This is a genomic window from Anoxybacillus kestanbolensis, from assembly GCF_001996285.1.
Taxonomy (GTDB): Bacteria; Bacillota; Bacilli; order Bacillales; family Anoxybacillaceae; genus Anoxybacillus; species Anoxybacillus kestanbolensis_A.
Genome location: NZ_MQAD01000013.1, coordinates 49,676 through 69,033, shown reverse-complemented (window position 1 = coordinate 69,033; position 19,358 = coordinate 49,676). Strand labels below are relative to the sequence as shown.

At 40.8% G+C, this 19,358-nt stretch carries 16 protein-coding genes and 1 other annotated feature; of the genes, 9 read left to right on the top strand and 7 right to left on the bottom strand.

Features of this window, described 5'->3' with window-relative positions; all coding sequences use genetic code 11:
* The first annotated feature begins 291 nt into the window (after positions 1 to 291).
* A complete protein-coding gene (gene rpsD / locus BO219_RS08935; RefSeq protein ID WP_077429273.1) occupies positions 292 to 894 on the top strand; it encodes a 30S ribosomal protein S4 in 603 nt (200 codons plus the stop codon).
* A gap of 36 nt (positions 895 to 930) precedes the next feature.
* Here rpsD and tyrS read toward each other — a convergent pair whose 3' ends face one another.
* Positions 931 to 2,190: a tyrosine--tRNA ligase gene (gene tyrS / locus BO219_RS08930; RefSeq protein WP_077429272.1), complete on the bottom strand. Its 1,260-nt coding sequence runs from the start codon at positions 2,188 to 2,190 to the stop codon at positions 931 to 933.
* Between the two features lie 52 nt (positions 2,191 to 2,242).
* Positions 2,243 to 2,467: a binding site (T-box leader), on the bottom strand.
* Between the two features lie 138 nt (positions 2,468 to 2,605).
* On the opposite strand from tyrS, the gene BO219_RS08925 reads away from it, so the two are divergent.
* Positions 2,606 to 5,392 (top strand): transglycosylase domain-containing protein, encoded by a 2,787-nt coding sequence (locus tag BO219_RS08925; protein WP_198936679.1) that lies wholly within the window; start codon positions 2,606 to 2,608, stop codon positions 5,390 to 5,392.
* A 25-nt stretch (positions 5,393 to 5,417) separates the two neighbouring features.
* Here BO219_RS08925 and acsA read toward each other — a convergent pair whose 3' ends face one another.
* Positions 5,418 to 7,136, bottom strand: a complete 1,719-nt coding sequence (gene acsA / locus BO219_RS08920; RefSeq protein WP_077429337.1) for an acetate--CoA ligase — start codon at positions 7,134 to 7,136, stop codon at positions 5,418 to 5,420.
* A gap of 166 nt (positions 7,137 to 7,302) precedes the next feature.
* Here acsA and BO219_RS08915 point away from each other — a divergent pair, with 166 nt between their 5' ends.
* From BO219_RS08915 to BO219_RS08905, 3 genes are read left to right on the top strand one after another with little or no spacing between them, the layout of a single operon-like run.
* The gene (locus tag BO219_RS08915; protein ID WP_077429270.1) at positions 7,303 to 7,935 is read left to right on the top strand and encodes a GNAT family N-acetyltransferase; all 633 of its coding nucleotides are present in this window, start codon (positions 7,303 to 7,305) and stop codon (positions 7,933 to 7,935) included.
* Between the two features lie 19 nt (positions 7,936 to 7,954).
* Positions 7,955 to 8,599, top strand: coding sequence for an acetoin utilization AcuB family protein (locus BO219_RS08910; RefSeq protein WP_077429269.1), 645 nt, complete (start codon positions 7,955 to 7,957; stop codon positions 8,597 to 8,599).
* On the top strand, positions 8,596 to 9,768 hold the full coding sequence (locus BO219_RS08905) for an acetoin utilization protein AcuC (RefSeq protein WP_077429336.1): 1,173 nt from the start codon (positions 8,596 to 8,598) through the stop codon (positions 9,766 to 9,768). Before BO219_RS08910 ends, BO219_RS08905 begins: the two co-directional genes overlap by 4 nt.
* A 72-nt stretch (positions 9,769 to 9,840) precedes the next feature.
* Here BO219_RS08905 and ccpA read toward each other — a convergent pair whose 3' ends face one another.
* Both ccpA and BO219_RS08895 read right to left on the bottom strand, forming a co-directional pair.
* Entirely contained in the window at positions 9,841 to 10,839 is a 999-nt protein-coding gene (gene ccpA, locus BO219_RS08900; RefSeq protein ID WP_077429268.1) for a catabolite control protein A, read from the bottom strand.
* 150 nt (positions 10,840 to 10,989) lie between these two features.
* The gene (locus BO219_RS08895) at positions 10,990 to 12,072 is read right to left on the bottom strand and encodes a bifunctional 3-deoxy-7-phosphoheptulonate synthase/chorismate mutase (RefSeq protein ID WP_004889001.1); all 1,083 of its coding nucleotides are present in this window, start codon (positions 12,070 to 12,072) and stop codon (positions 10,990 to 10,992) included.
* Between the two features lie 150 nt (positions 12,073 to 12,222).
* Between BO219_RS08895 and BO219_RS08890 the strand changes: the two genes are divergently transcribed.
* On the top strand, positions 12,223 to 14,379 hold the full coding sequence (locus BO219_RS08890; protein ID WP_077429267.1) for a cell division protein FtsA: 2,157 nt from the start codon (positions 12,223 to 12,225) through the stop codon (positions 14,377 to 14,379).
* 22 nt (positions 14,380 to 14,401) lie between these two features.
* Here the strand turns inward: BO219_RS08890 and BO219_RS08885 are convergent, their stop codons facing one another.
* Positions 14,402 to 15,517: an aminopeptidase gene (locus BO219_RS08885; RefSeq protein ID WP_077429266.1), complete on the bottom strand. Its 1,116-nt coding sequence runs from the start codon at positions 15,515 to 15,517 to the stop codon at positions 14,402 to 14,404.
* A 128-nt stretch (positions 15,518 to 15,645) separates the two neighbouring features.
* Between BO219_RS08885 and BO219_RS08880 the strand changes: the two genes are divergently transcribed.
* The 3 genes from BO219_RS08880 to ytxJ are packed head-to-tail and all read left to right on the top strand — an operon-like array spanning position 15,646 to position 16,717.
* Positions 15,646 to 16,038, top strand: coding sequence for a DUF948 domain-containing protein (locus BO219_RS08880; protein ID WP_077429265.1), 393 nt, complete (start codon positions 15,646 to 15,648; stop codon positions 16,036 to 16,038).
* A 12-nt stretch (positions 16,039 to 16,050) separates the two neighbouring features.
* Positions 16,051 to 16,401, top strand: coding sequence for a hypothetical protein (locus tag BO219_RS08875; RefSeq protein ID WP_004888997.1), 351 nt, complete (start codon positions 16,051 to 16,053; stop codon positions 16,399 to 16,401).
* Entirely contained in the window at positions 16,388 to 16,717 is a 330-nt protein-coding gene (gene ytxJ, locus BO219_RS08870; protein ID WP_077429264.1) for a bacillithiol system redox-active protein YtxJ, read from the top strand. The genes BO219_RS08875 and ytxJ overlap by 14 nt, the downstream gene beginning before the upstream one ends.
* Positions 16,718 to 16,728: 11 nt before the next feature.
* Here the strand turns inward: ytxJ and murC are convergent, their stop codons facing one another.
* Together murC and BO219_RS08860 are read right to left on the bottom strand one after the other, a co-directional pair.
* A complete protein-coding gene (murC, locus tag BO219_RS08865; protein ID WP_077429263.1) occupies positions 16,729 to 18,030 on the bottom strand; it encodes a UDP-N-acetylmuramate--L-alanine ligase in 1,302 nt (433 codons plus the stop codon).
* Positions 18,031 to 18,190: 160 nt separating this feature from the next.
* Positions 18,191 to 19,300 (bottom strand): nicotinate phosphoribosyltransferase, encoded by a 1,110-nt coding sequence (locus BO219_RS08860; RefSeq protein ID WP_004888994.1) that lies wholly within the window; start codon positions 19,298 to 19,300, stop codon positions 18,191 to 18,193.
* Positions 19,301 to 19,358: the final 58 nt, after the last annotated feature.

The window sequence follows — 19,358 nt, the reverse complement described above, 5'->3', positions numbered from 1 at the left end:
TTAAGACCTATTAATTATATCATACCATAATCCTTATTACAAAGACCATACAAAAATGATTGACTCAGACGCAAAAAAAAACTATAATAGCCTTTGTGTAAAATATTGCAGCCTTTGTGCTCACATTTGTATGTCCATTTTGTTCCCCTTAGAGACGTGCGTCTCTAATTGGAGGTTGTATCGTGTAACTCTCAGCTGCTAGGGCGAGGATACATGAAAACAAAATGGCGATAAATAGTGAGGCACGACTGTTTTTATTTTACCAAAAATAAAAACAAAGGAGGAGCATTTATGGCTCGTTATACAGGTCCAACATGGAAAATTTCTCGCCGCCTTGGCATTTCATTAAGCGGCACAGGTAAAGAGTTACAAAAACGTCCTTACCCACCAGGTCAACATGGTCCAGGACAACGCAAAAAACTATCTGAATATGGCATTCAGCTTCAAGAGAAGCAAAAACTTCGCCATATGTACGGTGTAAACGAACGTCAATTCCGTAAAACGTTCGAAGAAGCAGGTAAAATGGCTGGTAAACACGGTGAAAACTTCATGATCTTACTTGAGTCTCGCTTAGACAACCTTGTTTACCGTTTAGGTTTCGCACGCACTCGCCGTCAAGCTCGTCAGTTAGTTAACCACGGTCACATTTTAGTTGATGGCAGCCGCGTTGACATTCCTTCTTACCGTGTAAAGCCAGGCCAAACGATTTCTGTTCGCGAAAAGTCTCGCAACCTTCAAATCATTAAAGAAGCGCTTGAAGTGAACAACTTCGTACCTGACTATTTAACACTTGACGCAGACAAATTAGAAGGTACTTACACTCGTTTACCTGAACGCTCTGAGTTGCCTGCGGAAATTAACGAAGCATTAATCGTTGAGTTCTACTCTCGTTAATGAAAAAATCCTCTCTGCTTCGGCAGAGAGGATTTTTTATGCATAACGAATTAAGTAATACTTTTTCTTACCACGACGAATGATGGTAAAACGTCCTTCCATACGGTCTTCTTCTGTCATCATTTTATTCACATCTTGCACACGCTCACCATTGATATAAATCGCTCCGTTTGTGACATCCTCACGAGCTTGACGCTTCGATGGGCAAATACCGCTTGCTACAAGTAAATCAACAAGCGCCATCTCTTTTTCATCGCAGACGTACGATGGCACATCTTTAAACCCTTGTTCAATTTCATCCGCTGTTAGTTTGGCTACATCTCCGCTAAAGAGCGCTTCAGAAATGTTGATCGCCTGCTGCAACGCTTCTTCCCCATGAACGAGGCGCGTCATCTCAGCAGCTAGCGCTTTTTGCGCTGCCCGTTTTTCTGGCGCTTCAGCTGTTTGCTTTTCCAATTCGATAATTTCTTCATGTGATAAAAACGTGAAGTATTTCAAATATTTTACGACATCACGGTCATCTGTATTAATCCAAAATTGGTAAAATTCATATGGGGATGTTTTATCAGCATCAAGCCATACTGCTCCACCTTCCGTTTTCCCAAACTTCGTTCCATCCGCTTTCGTTACGAGTGGGACAGTTAGTCCAAATACTTTGGCATCTTCTTCTGTTTTTCGGATGAGCTCTAACCCTGCTGTAATATTCCCCCATTGGTCACTTCCACCAACTTGCAATTTACAACCATACATTTCATATAACTTTAAGAAATCGTATGCTTGCAAAATCATATAGCTAAATTCTGTAAACGAAATTCCTGTTTCCAATCGTGATTGAACAGACTCTTTCGCAAGCATATAGTTAATACCGAAGTTTTTTCCAACGTCACGCAAAAAGGTAATGACATCAAGCGATCCGATCCACTCGTAGTTATTCGCAATAATCGCTCGGTTATTTTCTTTTTCAAAATCTAAAAAACGACTTAACTGCTGTTTAATTCGTTCACTGTAATGAGCAACTGTCTCTTTTTCATTCAACTTTCGCTCCGCTTTTTTCCCACTCGGATCCCCAATGAGCCCCGTCGCTCCACCGACGAGCGCAATCGGTTGGTGTCCCGCCTGTTGAAAGCGACGCAACATTAAGATCGGAAGCAAGTGACCGATGTGCAAACTATCCGCCGTCGGATCAAAACCGCAATATACTTTTACTTGCTCTTCTGATAGCAATGCTTTCAGACCTTCTTCATCCGTCATTTGATTAATTAAACCGCGAAATTGTAAATCTTGGAGCAAATCCATTGCAATCACCCTTTCTAGTCTATAGTCACAACAAAAAAACTCGTCCTTCACATGAAGGGACGAGTTTATATCGCGGTACCACCCTACTTAGAGAACACCTATGTTCTCTCACTTCATTGCCATAACGGTCGACACCGTCTTTTGCTACTTGGCACACGCCGTTCGCAAAAGATGCTCCCGGAGGTAATTCATGCTCATCTATGCGCTAGTTCGCACCAACCACTAGCTCTCTGGTCGCAGGGAGATAAGCACTACTCATTCCGATCATCGCTCAATTATTTACATGTCGGTATATCCTCTTTTATCATAAAACATTCATCGTTGTCAAGATATTGAAACAAATTTAGACATTTACCGATATGAAAAGACAAATTATGATATAATAATGAAAATACAATACGGATGGGAGGTCACTATGTCTGAAAAACAAGTCAGATTTTCTTGGCAAAAGCTATGGCGCCATTTCACAATTACATATGAAGTCATTTGGAACGTATGTTTAATTATATTCATTGCTAGCTTATGTGCGTTCAGTTTTGCCTTTGGTGTCGGGGCCGGGTATTTCGCTTCGCTTGTGAAAGATGCCGAACCGATTCCTTACAAAGAAATGAAAAAAGATATTTATAACTACGAAGAAACGACACATATTTATTTTGCTAATCATCAATATCTTGGTTATTTTCGATCCGATTTAGAGCGAGACGAAATTAAACTTTCAGAAGTTTCCCCTTATTTCATTCAAGCGATTATCGCGACGGAGGATGAACATTTTTATGAGCATAAAGGGGTTGTACCAAAAGCAATTATACGTGCCATTTTTCAAGAAGCAACAAACTCCTCAACACGTAGCGGTGGGAGTACATTAACACAACAGCTTGTTAAAAACCAAATTTTAACAAATGAAGTGTCATTTGAACGAAAAGCAAAAGAAGTATTACTTGCTTTACGGCTTGAGAAATTTTTTTCAAAAGATGAAATTTTAGAGGCATACATGAACGTCGTACCTTTCGGTAGAAACGCATCTGGACGAAATATTGCTGGCGTTCAAGCTGCCGCAAAAGGCGTTTTCGGTGTTGATGCAAAAGAATTAACATTGCCGCAAGCTGCATTTTTAGCAGGATTGCCACAAAGTCCGTTTCGCTATACGCCGTTTACAAGCAAAGGGGAGTTGAAAAACGATTTATCCCCAGCGTTAAATCGGATGAAAACTGTATTATCGCGCATGAAAAAAGCAGGGTATATTTCAAAAGAGCAGTATGAGGAAGCGATTGCATACGACATTACGAAAGATTTTGTTTCTTCCTTACCTTCTCCAATAGAGAAATACCCGTGGTTAACGTTTGAAATTGAGCGTCGTGCAAAAGACATTTTCATTGATTTACTAGCTAAAAAAGATGGCTATGAACGGCAAGATGTGCGTTTGAACGATCAACTATATAGGGAATATGCGGAAAAGGCTGAAAAACAATTACGACAAAACGGTTACACGATTTACACAACGATCGACAAAGATATATATGAGCGCATGCAAGCAATCGTAGAAAAATATCCTTACTTCGGAAGCGATACACTCGTACGAAAAAAAGACGAAAAAACAGGACAAATCGTTTCCGTACGTCAACCGGTAGAAGTCGGTGCGATGCTCATCGAAAACAAAACGGGACGCATCATTAGCTTTGTTGGAGGAAGAGATTATAAACGCGAGCAGCTAAATCACGCTACACAAGCATATCGCTCAAACGGATCAACGATGAAGCCGCTTCTTGTTTATGCACCAGCAATGGAAATGGGGATCGTTCAGCCGGGGTCCGTTATTCCAGATGTCGCGTTGGAAATCCCAACGAAACAAGGTCCGTACCGACCGAAAAACGCGGATGGAAAAACGCATGGCTTAACATCCGTACGTCATGCGCTGAAAAAATCGTATAACATTCCTGCTATTCGGACATATGCGCGCATCATCGACCAACGACCAATCTCATATTTGGAAAAAATGGGATTTACAAGTTTAACAACAGGAGATGGACACAACTTATCGCTTGCGCTTGGCGGATTAACAAAAGGTGTAACGATTGAGGAAAATGTAAATGCATATGCTACGTTTGCAAACGGAGGAAAGTTTGTTGACGCCTATTTAATTGAAAAAATTGTCGATAAAAACGGCAAAGTCATATATGAACATGAACCAAAACAAGTCGAAGTATTTTCGCCACAGACAGCTTACTTAACAATTGATATGATGCGCGATGTCATCCGCTCAGGCACGGCCGCCTTTTTGAACGGTAAGCTAAAGTTTTCAGCTGACTGGGCAGGAAAAACTGGAACGAGCCAAAATACGAAAGATGCTTGGTTCGTAGCAACAAACCCGAATGTTACATTCGGTATATGGATGGGATATGATACACCAAAGCCACTCGAAAAAAGTTATAAAGGACTATCATATTCCCAAAGAAACTTACTACTATGGGCGCAATTAATAAACGGGGCATACGACATTCGTCCAGAGCTGATTGCGCCACAAGAGCGATTTCACATGCCAGGTGGCATTGTACAACGTTCATATTGTGTCATTTCCGGATTACTTCCGTCAAAAACGTGCAAACGGTTCGGACTTATAGAAAGTGATTTATTCAATACCGCCTTCGTACCGAAACAAGAAGATCAGTATTTAGTGAGCGGGGCTTTCGTCGAATTAAACGGAGAACGATACGTTGCGCTTCCATCAACACCGAGGGAATTTACAAAGGAAGGCGTAATGATTGACGGTTCATTGCTTGAACAATGGGGAATTCAACATATAAAAGATATGAGCCAACTGCTTCCTCGAAACGACAAGTGGAAACATGTATTTGTAGCAAAAACACTTCAAGAAAACGGTAAAAAACCAGATCCGCTTGCAGTGCAACAAAAAGGAGCAACGCTCGTCTGGGGCGAACATCACGAACAAGATGTCATTGGATATCGCGTATATTATACAGCATCAGAAACAGCACCGTTTCAAGTCACGGCGACGATACGTAAAGGAGAACAAAAGAGCATACTGTTAAAACAAGGCATATATTACGTTACTGCTGTCGATATTGCTGGATTGGAATCGAATCCGTCAAATATCGTTCGCATGCTGCCTGCTACACCATCTGAGCAATCAACCGATGAACAACCGATAGAAATACCAGCAGAAGAACAGTCATCAACAAACTAAAAAAATCGGGCCATGCCCGATTTTTTTAATCTTCCATTGTTGATAAGTCACCTGTCGGTAAGTTTAGCTCCCAAGCTTTCAAGACGCGGCGCATAATTTTTCCGCTTCTCGTTTTTGGAAGTTTGTCACGAAACTCGATTTCGCGTGGCGCTGCATGCGCAGCTAAACCTTTTTTCACGAAGTTGCGAATGTCTTCTTTTAGCTCTTCAGACGGCTCATACCCTTCACGTAAAGCGACAAATGCTTTAATAATTTCGCCGCGCACCGGATCTGGCTTTCCGATGACACCCGCTTCAGCTATGGCTGGATGTTCAACGAGTTTACTTTCTACTTCAAACGGGCCAACGCGCTCTCCAGCTGTCATAATGACATCATCAATCCGCCCTTGGAACCAGAAATATCCATCCTCATCCATATATGCCGAGTCTCCAGAAACGTACCAATCCCCCGGTAAAAAGTACGATTCGTATTTTTGTGGATTATTCCAAATTGCGCGCATCATCGATGGCCAACCTTTTTTAATCGCCAAATTCCCCATGCGATATGGCGGCAACTCATTTCCTTGATCGTCAACGATCGCTGCTTTGACTCCTGGAATCGGTTTCCCCATTGATCCTGGTTTAATTTCCATACACGGATAGTTGCAAATGAGTTGTGCTCCTGTTTCTGTCATCCACCATGTATCGTGAATGCGACGATTAAATACTTTCATTCCCCAGCGCACGACTTCTGGATTGAGCGGTTCACCGACACTTAAAATATGGCGAAGTGAACGTAAATCAAATTTTTTCACAAGCTCGTCCCCAGCACCCATTAGCATGCGGAACGCTGTCGGTGCACTATACCATACTGTTACACCATAATCTTCAATCGTTTTATACCATGCTTCAGGATTAAAACGTCCACCGACAATGACGTTGGAAGCTCCGCAAAGCCACGGACCGAAAATGCCGTATGATGTTCCAGTCACCCAACCTGGGTCAGCTGTGCACCAATATACATCGTCTTCTTTTAAATCTAATACCCATTTTGCTGTTTGATAATGTTGAATCATGGCGTTATGCACATGCAATACACCTTTTGGTTTTCCTGTTGATCCAGATGTATAGTGTAAAATGAGTCCATCTTCACGTCCGACCCATTCAATATCAAAATGTTTGCTTGCTGCGTTCATTCGTTTTTTCAAATCAAAAAATGGACCTTCTTCTTTAATGTCATCGCCAACTAAAAATACGTATTTTAATGCTGGCAACTCATTTACCGGTACGCGCGGTAAAAGTTCAGGCGTTGTAATAATCACTTTTGCCTCGCTATCTTCTAAACGGTCACGGACTGCTCCTTCCATGAATGCCTCAAAAAGAGGGCCAACAATTGCACCAAGTTTAATTGCACCAAGCACAGAGAAGTACAGTTCAGGCGAGCGAGGCATAAAAATGAAGATGCGATCACCTTTTTCTACATCAGCTACTTCTTTTAATACGTTGGCTACTTTATTTGAAAACTCTTTCATTTCTTTAAACGTATACTTTTCTTCTCTTGTCGCATCACGATAATAAAGAGCTACTTTGTTTTTTCGGAACGTTTCCGCATGGCGATCGATCGCCTCGTACGCCATGTTTACTTTCCCGGTTTCATACCACGAAAAATGTTTCTCTGCTTCAGCCCAGTCAAACGTTTGATACGTTTCTTCATAGTTTTTCAGGTTGAAATCCCCTTGAATGACTGGTAGCGTTTCCACTTTAATCATCCCAAACTCCCCCTTGTTTGAATTGTTACACTCGTATTATATTATACTACAAACAATTTCTCAATTTTTAAAAAATTTTCATTTATGTTTATTATGAAAACGATTTAATTTTTATTTTTTTATGTATAATTGAAGTGAGATTATTTCAGTAGGCGGTGGGGCAATGGAACATAGAAAAACATATAACGCAAAACAATTAAAAACGCCAAAAGGAACGTTAATTATTGAGGGACCAATTTCTCCTAAAACATTGGCTAGCTATGAATTTCACCATGACTTAACAGCATTTCGGCAACCGCATCAACAACATCGAGCACTCATCGAGATTGCTGGCCTTCCAGAAGGACGCATTATTATCGCCCGCCACGGTCATACGATCGTTGGTTATGTCACGTTTTTATATCCCGATCCACTTGAAAGATGGTCACAAGGAAAAATGGAAAACTTAATCGAACTTGGGGCCATCGAAGTCATCCCTGATTTTAGAGGTTGCGGGGTTGGGAAAAATTTATTGAAAGTGGCTATGATGGATGATGCGATGGAAGATTACATCATTATTACAACAGAGTACTATTGGCATTGGGATTTAAAACGAACCGGATTAAACGTATGGGAATATCGAAAGGTCATGGAGAAAATGATGAACGCAGGTGGGCTTGTTTGGTACGCGACCGATGACCCGGAAATTTGTTCGCATCCAGCGAACTGCTTAATGGCGCGTATTGGAAAACGGGTCGATCAACAATCGATTCAAAAATTCGATCAGCTACGTTTTATGAACCGTTTCATGTATTAAAAATAAAGGGGATGGGGAAATGATTGTCGAACAAATGATGAAAACGGATGTCATTGCACTAAAGCCGTCAAACACAATCGCTGACGCACTAAACATTGTTAAGCAAAAAAATATTCGACATTTACCGATTGTTGATGATGAATATCGTGTTGTTGGTATCGTTACGGATCGCGATTTGCGCGATGCAAGTCCATCGATTTTCCATGCAAATGAACATCTCGAAGATTTACAAAAGCCGTTAAGTACCATTATGAAAACAAACGTCATTACAGGACATCCACTTGACTTCGTCGAAGAAATAGCCGCTTTATTTTACGAACACCGCATTAGCTGCATGCCCATTGTCAAAGAAAATAAACTTGTCGGCATCATTACAGAAAGCGATTTGTTGTACACACTTGTGCAACTGACAGGGGCTCACCAACCTGGATCGCAAATCGAAATTAAAGTGCCGAATCGGGCAGGAATGTTAAGCGAAGTCGCTTCTGTTTTCCAAAAACGTAACATCAATATTTCAAGTGTTCTCATCTATCCTGATCAAAATGAAATGTATAAAGTACTTGTTTTTCGTATTCAAACGATGAACCCGATGGCGATTATTCATGATTTAAAGGCACAAGGATACGACGTTTTATGGCCGAACTTGCCGGGGGTTTCATCATGAGTAAAAATAGCGTATTTATTTATTCTGATGCATTCCAAACATACAAGTTCCATGATCGCCATCCGTTCAACCAGCTGCGCGTCAAACTCACGTACGACTTATTACAGACGCTGGGCGCGCTTCATGATTCACAAATTGTAGCACCACGTCTAGCAACAGACGAAGAGCTGGCACTTGTTCATGATACCGATTACATTGAAGCAGTAAAAAAAGCAGGAAGAGGACAACTGCCAGAAGAAGTTGCCCTCAATTATGGATTAGGTACAGAAGATACACCCATTTTTCCAAATATGCATGAAGCGAGCGCTCTTCTTGTTGGCGGAACATTAACAGCAGTTGATTACGTACTTTCCGGCAAGGCTGAGCATGCGCTCAGTTTAGGGGGAGGGCTCCATCATGGATTTTGTGGCAAAGCATCAGGTTTTTGCATCTACAATGATAGCTCTGTCGCCATTAAATATATGCAAGAAAAGTACGGTGTGCGTGTTTTATATGTGGATACAGATGCCCACCATGGCGACGGAGTACAATGGACGTTTTATGATGATCCGAATGTGTGTACATTTTCGATTCATGAAACAGGACGCTATTTATTTCCGGGAACAGGAAATGTGAATGAACGAGGACAAGGAAAAGGATATGGCTACTCTTTCAACATTCCCGTTGATGCGTTTACAGAAGATGAGTCGTGGTTAGCAGCATATACAGAAGCGCTAATCGAAATTGCTGACTTTTTCCGTCCGGACGTCATCTTGACTCAAAATGGAGTGGACGCACATTATTATGATCCATTAACACATTTGTGTGCAACGATGCGTATTTATCGCGAAATTCCAAAAATCGCGCATCAAATCGCGCATCAATATTGCAACGGCCGTTGGATTGCGGTCGGAGGAGGAGGGTATGACATTTGGCGCGTTGTTCCACGTGCATGGGCGTTATTATGGCTTGAAATGACAGAACAATCCGATATTTCTGGAGCTTTACCGGAGGAATGGATTGCCCGCTGGCAACGGCACGCTCCCGTTTCTTTACCACTCAAGTGGGACGATCCAGAAGACTTATACCCACCTATTCCGAGAAAGGCTGAAATTACAGAAAAAAATGCCCAAACTGTCATGAAAGCACTTCATCCTATTCGAAGTAATAAACAACGATTAAACTTATAACAAAATAACAAGGGTGTTCCGAAAGTAGCGAACACCCTTTTCTATGTTCGTACGCACAGTTAGCTGCGCCGCCTATTTTGTCGAATCACGATATTCAATGCGATGCGGCAACACAACGATATGATTGTCAACATGTTCTTTATTCATATATTTCGTTAATAAACGCATCGCCACAGCGCCAATATCGTACATCGGCTGTACAACCGTCGTCAACTTTGGACGAACCATTGTTGCTAAACGTGTATTATCAAAACCGACAACTTCCAATTCATCAGGAATGCGTACGCCGCGATCTTGCGCACCATGAATGACCCCGAGAGCCATTTCATCTGTTCCAACAAAGATCGCTGTTGGACGCTCTGCAAGTTCGGCTAACTTGTCATACGCTTCGATGCCAGAGTCATATGTGTAATCCCCTTCAACAACAAGCGCATCATCATAAGCAATACTCGCTTCTTCCAAGGCACGACGATAGCCAGCTAATTTTTTTAATCCGTTAATTGGATCATTTAAAGGGCCTGTTACATAAGCGATGCGTTTATGCCCTTTTTCGATTAACATATGTACCGCATCATACGCTGCTTGCTCGTAGTCAATGTTGACGGACGGAATAATATTATTTTTTTCAATTGTGGCAGCTAATACGATCGGTACATCTGACTTTTTAAACTGCTCGACATGTTCTTCCGTTACGTCGCCACCCATAAATAAAATACCATCAACTTGTTTAGCGAGCATCGTGTTTAATAAATGCAATTCTTTTTCCTTATTTTGATCCGAGTTACTTAAAATGATGTTATACTTGTACATTGTTGCAATGTCTTCAATTCCGCGTGCCATTTCTGCAAAAAAGATGCTCGAAATATCCGGAATAATGACGCCGACTGTTGTCGTTTTTTTACTTGCTAATCCGCGCGCTACCGCATTCGGACGATAACCAAGCCGTTCAATCACTTCCAACACTTTTTTGCGCGTCGAAGGCTTTACATTTGGGTTCCCATTCACAACACGTGAAACGGTTGCCATCGACACGTTTGCTTCTCTTGCTACATCATAAATTGTTACATTCATCACATACACTCCTTTTTTACGCTCTATATATCGAAAACTGTCGTACATCGCAATTTTATGTAAAATTATCATACGATAAATGATTGCCTAAGTGCAACGTTTTCACAAATAAATTCATAAGAAAAGCTGGTGAACAATCACCAGCTTTTCTTATGCTTTGACAAATTGTTTTTGGAATGATTTTAATTCTTCCATAAACTCATTGAATTGATTAATATCCATTTGTTGTGCGGAATCAGATAACGCAACCGCAGGATCTGGATGTACTTCCGCCATGACCCCGTCTGCTCCGATGGCAAGCGCAGCTTTCGCGCAAGGTAAAAGTAAGTCACGACGTCCTGTTGAATGCGTTACATCGACAAAAACAGGCAAATGCGTTTCTTTTTTCAAAATCGGTACGGCTGAAATATCAAGCGTGTTGCGCGTCGCCTTTTCATATGTGCGGATGCCACGCTCGCATAAAATGATTTGCCCATTTCCTTGCGACATAATGTACTCCGCTGCATGAATAAACTCTTCGATCGTTGCAGCTAATCCCCGTTTTAATAATACCGGTTTATTCACTTGACCCGCGGCTTTTAACAACTCAAAGTTTTGCATATTGCGCGCTCCGATTTGAATAACGTCAATATAATCGAGCGCTGTTTCAATATCTGCTGGCGTTACAATTTCACTAATGACTGCTAAATCAAATTCATCTGCTACACGCTTTAAAATTTTCAATCCTTCTACGCCAAGTCCTTGGAAGTCATACGGTGACGTACGTGGTTTGTAAGCGCCGCCGCGCAACAATTTTAAGCCGTGGCGTTTAATTGCTTGTGCAACTTCCGCTACTTGTTCATAGCTTTCAACCGCACATGGTCCCATAACGAAATATTGATTACCATCGCCGATTTTTTCCCCTTTTACATCGACAATCGTATCCTCCGGCTTTTTCTTTCTTGATACAAGCAACGCCTTTTTATGGTCATCTTCTTGCAAATCAAGCCCTGCTTTAAAAATTTCTTTAAAAATATGTTTTAACGTCGCCGTATCAAACGGTCCGTCGTTATGTTCTAGAATTAAATCTAACATTTTTCTTTCACGAACAGGGTCATAAAAGTACGTCCCTTGAGCATCTTTAATTTTCCCAATTTCTTGAACAACACGTCCGCGTTCATTAATTAACTTTAACAGCTGTAAATTCAACTCATCAACCTTTGCTCTCAGCTCGTCTAATCTTTCGTTACTCATACATCTCATCCTTTCTTTATATAAGCTAAAAAATATGGTACATTTCTATATAATTAGAGATTATTATAAACGAAGTGGATAAAGTTGTCACCCCTTTATTTATAAAACGCGTTTAAGTAATAAAGAATTTTTTAATTTTCGAAAAAGAAGGTGGGAAGCTTGATTTTTGCATTAGACATTGGCACACGTTCAGTAGTTGGCATTATTTTAAAGGAAACAGACGGACGATATCAAGTTGAAGACATTGTCATAAAAGAACATGAAGAACGAGCGATGCTTGACGGACAAATTCATGACGTACTTGCTGTTTCTAACGTCATTCTCGACATAAAGAAAACGTTAGAGGAGCGGCACGGGCCTTTGACGCGCGTATGCGTCGCAGCGGCAGGTCGTTCATTAAAAACAGAAAAAGGAAAAGCAACGATTTCAATTAAAGGAAAGCCGCTTTTAACTCATGAAGATGTCGCGTACTTAGAACTCACCGCCGTACAGCAAGCTCAAATGACGTTAGCAGAAAAATCAGCGAATGAAAAAAGTTATCACTATTATTGCGTCGGTTATTCCGTCACGCGCTATGAAATTGACGGCGAAGAAATTGGTAACTTAATTGATCAGCAAGGAGACGAGGCAAGCGTTGAAGTGATCGCTACATTTTTACCGAGACTCGTTGTTGAGTCACTTCTTGCAGCACTACAACGCGCTCATTTAGAAATGGAGGCGCTAACACTTGAGCCGATCGCCGCACTAAACGTGCTTATTCCTCCAACGATGCGACGATTAAATGTAGCACTTGTAGACATTGGCGCAGGAACGTCTGACATCGCCATTACCGATCTCGGTACAGTCATCGCCTACGGCATGGTACCGATGGCAGGAGATGAAATTACTGAAGCAATTTCAGACGCCTATTTACTTGATTTTCCTCTCGCTGAACAAGCGAAACGCGACTTGTATTCGAAAGAAACGGTAACAATTACAGACATTCTCGGGTTTGAAACAGAAGTGACTCGCGAACAAATGATTGCCACGATTTCAGATGCCATTGATCGACTTGCTGATGCAATTAGCAAAGAAATTTTACGATTAAATAATCATCAATCTCCGAAAGCAGTTATGCTTGTTGGAGGAGGGAGCTTGACGCCAGAACTGCCAAAACGGCTTGCTCACAAGCTTCATCTTCCAGAAAATCGCGTTGCTATTCGTGGTATTGATGCTATTCAAAAATTGCATATCGATCGTGAAGAAATGAAACATCGACCAGAACTCGTCACCCCGATCGGCATCGCAATTGCCGCAAAGCAAACACCGATCCAGTACGTGACAGTCCATGTAAATGAACAAACAATTCGCCTATTTGACATGAAGCAACTAACAATCGGTGATGCCTTACTCGCTGCAGGCATTCAACTACATAAACTATATGGAAAACCTGGCTTAGCGTGCGTCGTTACGTTGAATGGACAGGTTATTACAGTTCCCGGGACACACGGAGAACCACCAACCATTATAAAAAATGGTGAGCTAGCGACATTTGATACACCAATTAAAAATAATGACGAGATTGTCATTGAAAAAGGAAAAGATGGACAACAAGCAACGATTCGGCTTCGTGATTTGCTCGAATCATTGCCGACAAAGCATGTAACAATAAACGACCAACATTACAACATTGAACCACTTGTATTACGAAACGGAGAAGCTGTTTCTCTCGATGTCGTCTTATGTGATCGTGATGACATTGTCATTCATATGCCTGAAACGATTGAGCAGCTTCTAAAAGCAACAAAAAACGACCACCTTCTGAAACAACTTGAACCGTTTACAATCACGTTAAACGGAAAACAAATAAAATTTCCTGAATGGTGCGGAACAGTGTATCGCAACGGGCTAGAGTGCCAACGTTATACAACGTTTGAAGACGGCGATCATATTACTGTTCACGAACAAAAGCCGCGCACCATCGCTCAAATTGCTGAAGCAAAACAAATAAAGCTTCATTATACGATGCCGATTATATTTCATGGCGAAACATTTACATTGACAAAGCCGATCGGTATATTTTATCGCAACGGTGAACAGCTCAAAGAAGATGGTCTCGTTCACCATGAAGATGAGCTCCAATTTCATGAACAAAAAATCGAACCGTTCATTTTTCAAGATATATTTCAATATGTCGAAGTTGATATTCCTCACGGGGCATCAACAACATTTACATTGCTAAAAAATGGAGAACAAACAACATTTTATGAACCGCTTACCCCAGGAGATCAACTTGAAATTGTTTGGCATAAGAAAAAGCAACTATGAGCAAGTCATAGTTGCTTTTTCTTTATTTTAAGTTTTCTGGATTTAATGGCTCTAGCTCAGGGAGAACAAAACGGCCGTCTTTTCGGATGAGCACACCGTCAAAATATATTTCACCGCCGCCATATTCCGGACGTTGAATCATAACCATGTCCCAATGAATATTCGAGTGATTGCCGTTGTACGCTTCGTCATAACATTGTCCCGGCGTAAAATGGAAGCTTCCATCAATTTTTTCATCAAACAAAATATCTTGCATTGGATGTTGAATATATGGGTTTACTCCGATCGCGAACTCACCAATGTAACGCGCACCTTCATCTGTATCAAAAATTTGATTAATGCGTTCTGTGTCGTTTGCTGTTGCTTCAATAATTTTTCCATCTTTAAATGTTAATTTCACGTTTTCAAACGTAAATCCTTGATAAGGAGAAGGTGTATTAAACGTAATGGTACCATTGACAGAATCGCGGACTGGAGCCGTATATACTTCTCCGTCTGGAATGTTCATTTGACCTGAACATTTTATAGCAGGAATATCTTTAATGGAGAACGTTAAATCTGTACCCGGTCCTGTAATGCGCACTTGATCCGTTTTATTCATTAACTCAACTAGAGCATCCATCGCTTTATCCATTTTACCGTAATCTAAGTTACATACGTTGAAATAAAAATCTTCGAACGCCTCTGTACTCATTTTTGCAAGCTGTGCCATCGATGGATTCGGATAGCGGAGCACAACCCACTTCGTTTTCGGTACACGAATGTCACGATGTACTTTTTGCATAATTGTTTTTCCATGAATTTTCATTTTATCCGCTGGCACGTCAGCAAACTCATTAATGTTGTCCCCAGCACGTAAGCCGATATAAGCATCCATCTCTTTCATAACATTCGCTTCGAACTCAGCCATCATGTTAAACTGTTCTTCTTGTGCTCCAAGCAAAAGGGCACGATCAACTTGGTGGTCTTTTAATGAAACGAACGGATGCGCACCTACCGCATATGCTTCACGCACAAGCGCGATCACAAGCTCTCGTTGCAAACCGAAGTTTTCGATTAATACCTTTTCTCCTTTTTGTAAACGAAGCGAGTAATGAATTAAGTTTTTCGCTAACTTTTCAATACGTGGATCTTTCATTTGTCTTCCTCCATTCCATCATATGTACATGTATATTGTAACCGATCTACAAAAAATTTGGAGTTTTTTGCAGGATTTTTTCTTTTTTTGTCGAATGAAATGTAAAATATACAGAAAGGAGTTTTACAATGAACGTTATTTTATACGGGAGCATTGCACTCATCGCCATCGCCTTTCTCATTTTAGTCATTTATGTTATCCAAACGTTAAAAACGTTGCAAACAACTTTACAACACGTTGCGAAAACCGTCGAAGAAGTTGAAAAACAAATGCATGAAATCGGAAAAGAAACGGCACAATTACTACATAAGACGAACGCGCTTGCGGATGATGTGCATAAAAAAGCAGAAAGTTTGCAAGGTGTATTTGATGCAGTCAAACAAGTAGGAGTCACCGTTCAAACATTTAGCGACTCCATTTCTAAAACGTTAACAACAAATGAAAAAAAAATTACACAAGCCATTCAATGGGGACAAACGCTTGTAGAAATATGGACAAAATGGAAAGGGAAACGAAAATAAGGAGGGTTTCATATGGCTAAAAATAGTTCTTTTCTACTTGGGACAATTGTCGGGGGAATTGCAGGCGCAGCAACAGCACTATTCTTGTCGAGCGAACGTGGAAAGCAGTTATTAACCGAATCAGCACAACATGGAAAACAACTGCTGAATGATTTAAAAGAAAGCAATATAAATGAATGGAGAAAAAGTGAAGAAAAAGAAGAACTGATAAAAAGCGAACAAGAGAAATCACATTCCGTTTCATCTATTCCGATTCCGCTTCCTTCATCAGATGTGGAACAGTTGTTAAAAGAGACAGAGGAAGCTGTGAACGATGTGGAAAAACATTTAAATAAAGGAATGGACACGCATGGAGAAAATTGAGACAGTAGAACAGTTTGAACAAATTTGTTTGTCCCATCGTCCATTTTTATTGATGAAACATAGTCTCACGTGTCCGATTAGCCATCGAGCATGGGGGGAGTTCGAACGTTTCACAAAAGATTTTCCGCACACTCATGCATATTATTTACATGTACAACACGCACGCCCATTGTCGCAACATATTGCAGAAACGTTTCATGTTAAACACGAATCTCCTCAAGTGTTATGGGTGACAAATGACGGAGTAGCGTGGCATGCTTCGCATTGGAACATCACATACGAACAAATGCAAAAAGCAACTATGAACGCATCATAGTTGCTTTTTGCTTATACGTGAACGGATTGTTCATATCTTTGTTGAAATTTTTGAATATCGCCTGCTCCCATAAAAATAAGCACAGCGTTATCATGTTGCTTTAATACATCGACTTGCTCCTCGTCTAAAAGCTTTGCCCCTTCGATTTTAGCACGCAAATCCTCGATAGATAATTTCCCTTGATGCTCACGAGCAGAGCCAAAAATATCGCACAAATATACAGCATCAGCTAACGATAAGCTTTCAGCAAATTCATGTAAAAATGTTTGTGTACGCGTGTATGTGTGCGGTTGAAAAATCGCAACAATTTGACGATCTGGATACTTTTGTCTTGCTGCTTCGATCGTTGCACGTATTTCAGTCGGATGATGCGCATAATCATCAATAAGCACTTGTGAACCAAACGTTTTCTCATGGAAGCGACGTTTCACGCCAGGAAACGTTTTTAATCGCTCTTGAATAATGCTTACATCGATCCCTTCATAATGGCAAAGCGCAATGACAGCAAGCGCATTAAGCACGTTATGATCGCCATATCGCGGAATATGGAAAGAAGCAAAAAACGTATGGCGCACAAACACATCAAACGATGTCCCTTCTGGTGTTTTCACAACATTTCGGGCTTGAAAATCGTTATCTTCACCGAACCCGTAAAAAACGACAGGAACTTTAGCTTGAATTTTTTGTAAATATTCATCATCCCCACAAGCAATAATTCCTTTTTTCACTTGCCACGCCATTTGTTGAAATGCTGAAAACACATCTTCAATATTTACAAAGTAATCTGGATGATCAAAATCAATATTTGTCATAATCGCATAATCAGGGGAATATGCTAAAAAATGACGGCGATATTCACACGCTTCAAATACAAAATACTTGCTCCCTTCTCTTCCTTTTCCAGAACCATCACCGATCAAATACGACGTCGGTTCTGCTCCCTGCATTACATGAGCAAGCAATCCTGTTGTTGATGTCTTCCCATGGGCGCCTGTCACAGCGATACTCGTAAATTTTTGTAAAAATTCACCTAAAAACTGATGGTAACGAATGACGGGTACACCGAGTTCACGAGCGGCTACAATTTCTTCATGTGTATCAGGAAAGGCGTTACCAGCAATCACAACCATATTTTTCTGAATATTTTGAGCACTAAATGGAAAAATCGGTATCCCACGTGCTTCTAAAGCTTCTTGCGTGAAAAACCGCTTATCATAGTCCGATCCTTGCACGACGCATTTCATATCATGTAATACTTGTGCGAGTGCGCTCATTCCAGTTCCTTTAATGCCGACAAAATGGTAAATAGTCATAAGAAAACCTCCACCAACTATCGTTGATCTATATCACAGTATATGACATAAATTCCGTTTTGCTATTTTCACGATATGTAACAAATTTCATTATACCATCGTTTGCCCACGATGATAAGAAAAACTGATAGAAGAACGTTCTTCTATCAGTTTTTCCGTGTTATTGAGGCGTATACTCCACTTTTTCAAGGCGCGGATTTGGACGATAACGCCGTCCTGCTTTCGCTTGATGTTTTCCATTTAACAATACATTATCTCCTGTAAAACCAATGTGCACTTTCAATAAACTACTTCCCACACCATACATATCAACTGGCACACCTTGTTTTTCAAACTCAATAATGCGCTGTTCATTAAATCCGCCACTAACAACGATTTTAACATGTTCAAATCCTTCGCGATCAAGCGCTTCGCGTAAAGCAAAAATAAGCGGTGGATTGACGCCACGTGGATCAAATGTGCCAAGCACTTCTGGATGGCGAATAAAATATTGATCGATCATCGTCCGAGACGTATCAACGCGAACAGCCTTTAGCTTATCGCCAAATTCACGAGCCACTTTCAGCGCATCTGTAATACAGTCATTGTTGTAATCAACAAGAACAATTAAATCATCATCTGGATATTTTGCATGATACGCTTTTGCTGCCGCAACAACGTCACCATCAAACAATTGAATGAGGGCATGCGGCATCGTCCCCATGCCTTGTTTTCCCCACCACTCGTTCATCGCATGGGTCGCTTGAGCGGTGGAACCACCAATAAACGCAGCGTATCCATCACCAGCTTGCATCATAAAATGATCATCCCGATCTCCCATAAAAATGACCGGCTTTTGTACACCAGATAATGCCGCCGCTTTAACTACATTGTATACGTTTGTTGCTACAGATGTTCGGCGCGCTAAAATTCCATCAATAATGCCTTCTAAATACCCAAAATTTTGATACGGCCCTGTAATCGTAAGCACCGTCTCAAACGGACTAATTTTGTCTCCATCTTTTAACGAGTAAATCTCTAATTTTTCTGGTTCATCTGCAAACGTATGCAACAAGGCGATCACTTCATCGGTGCCACATAAAACAGCATGTTCTTTTTGAAAAAATTGCATTGTGACGATATTATCCGGACGAAATTCTTTGACGATTTCACGCGTTTTTAAAAAATATACGGCTGAAAACCATCCGTCTCGCACACGCTCATCAAATTTAAACGTTTTATTTGTTAGCCGTTTAATTTTCCCTTGTAATTTCAACTCGATCTCTTTCATTTTTCTTTCCCCTTCAGCCATCGTTTTCACGTCTTTAGCATAGCACGTTTTCTATTTC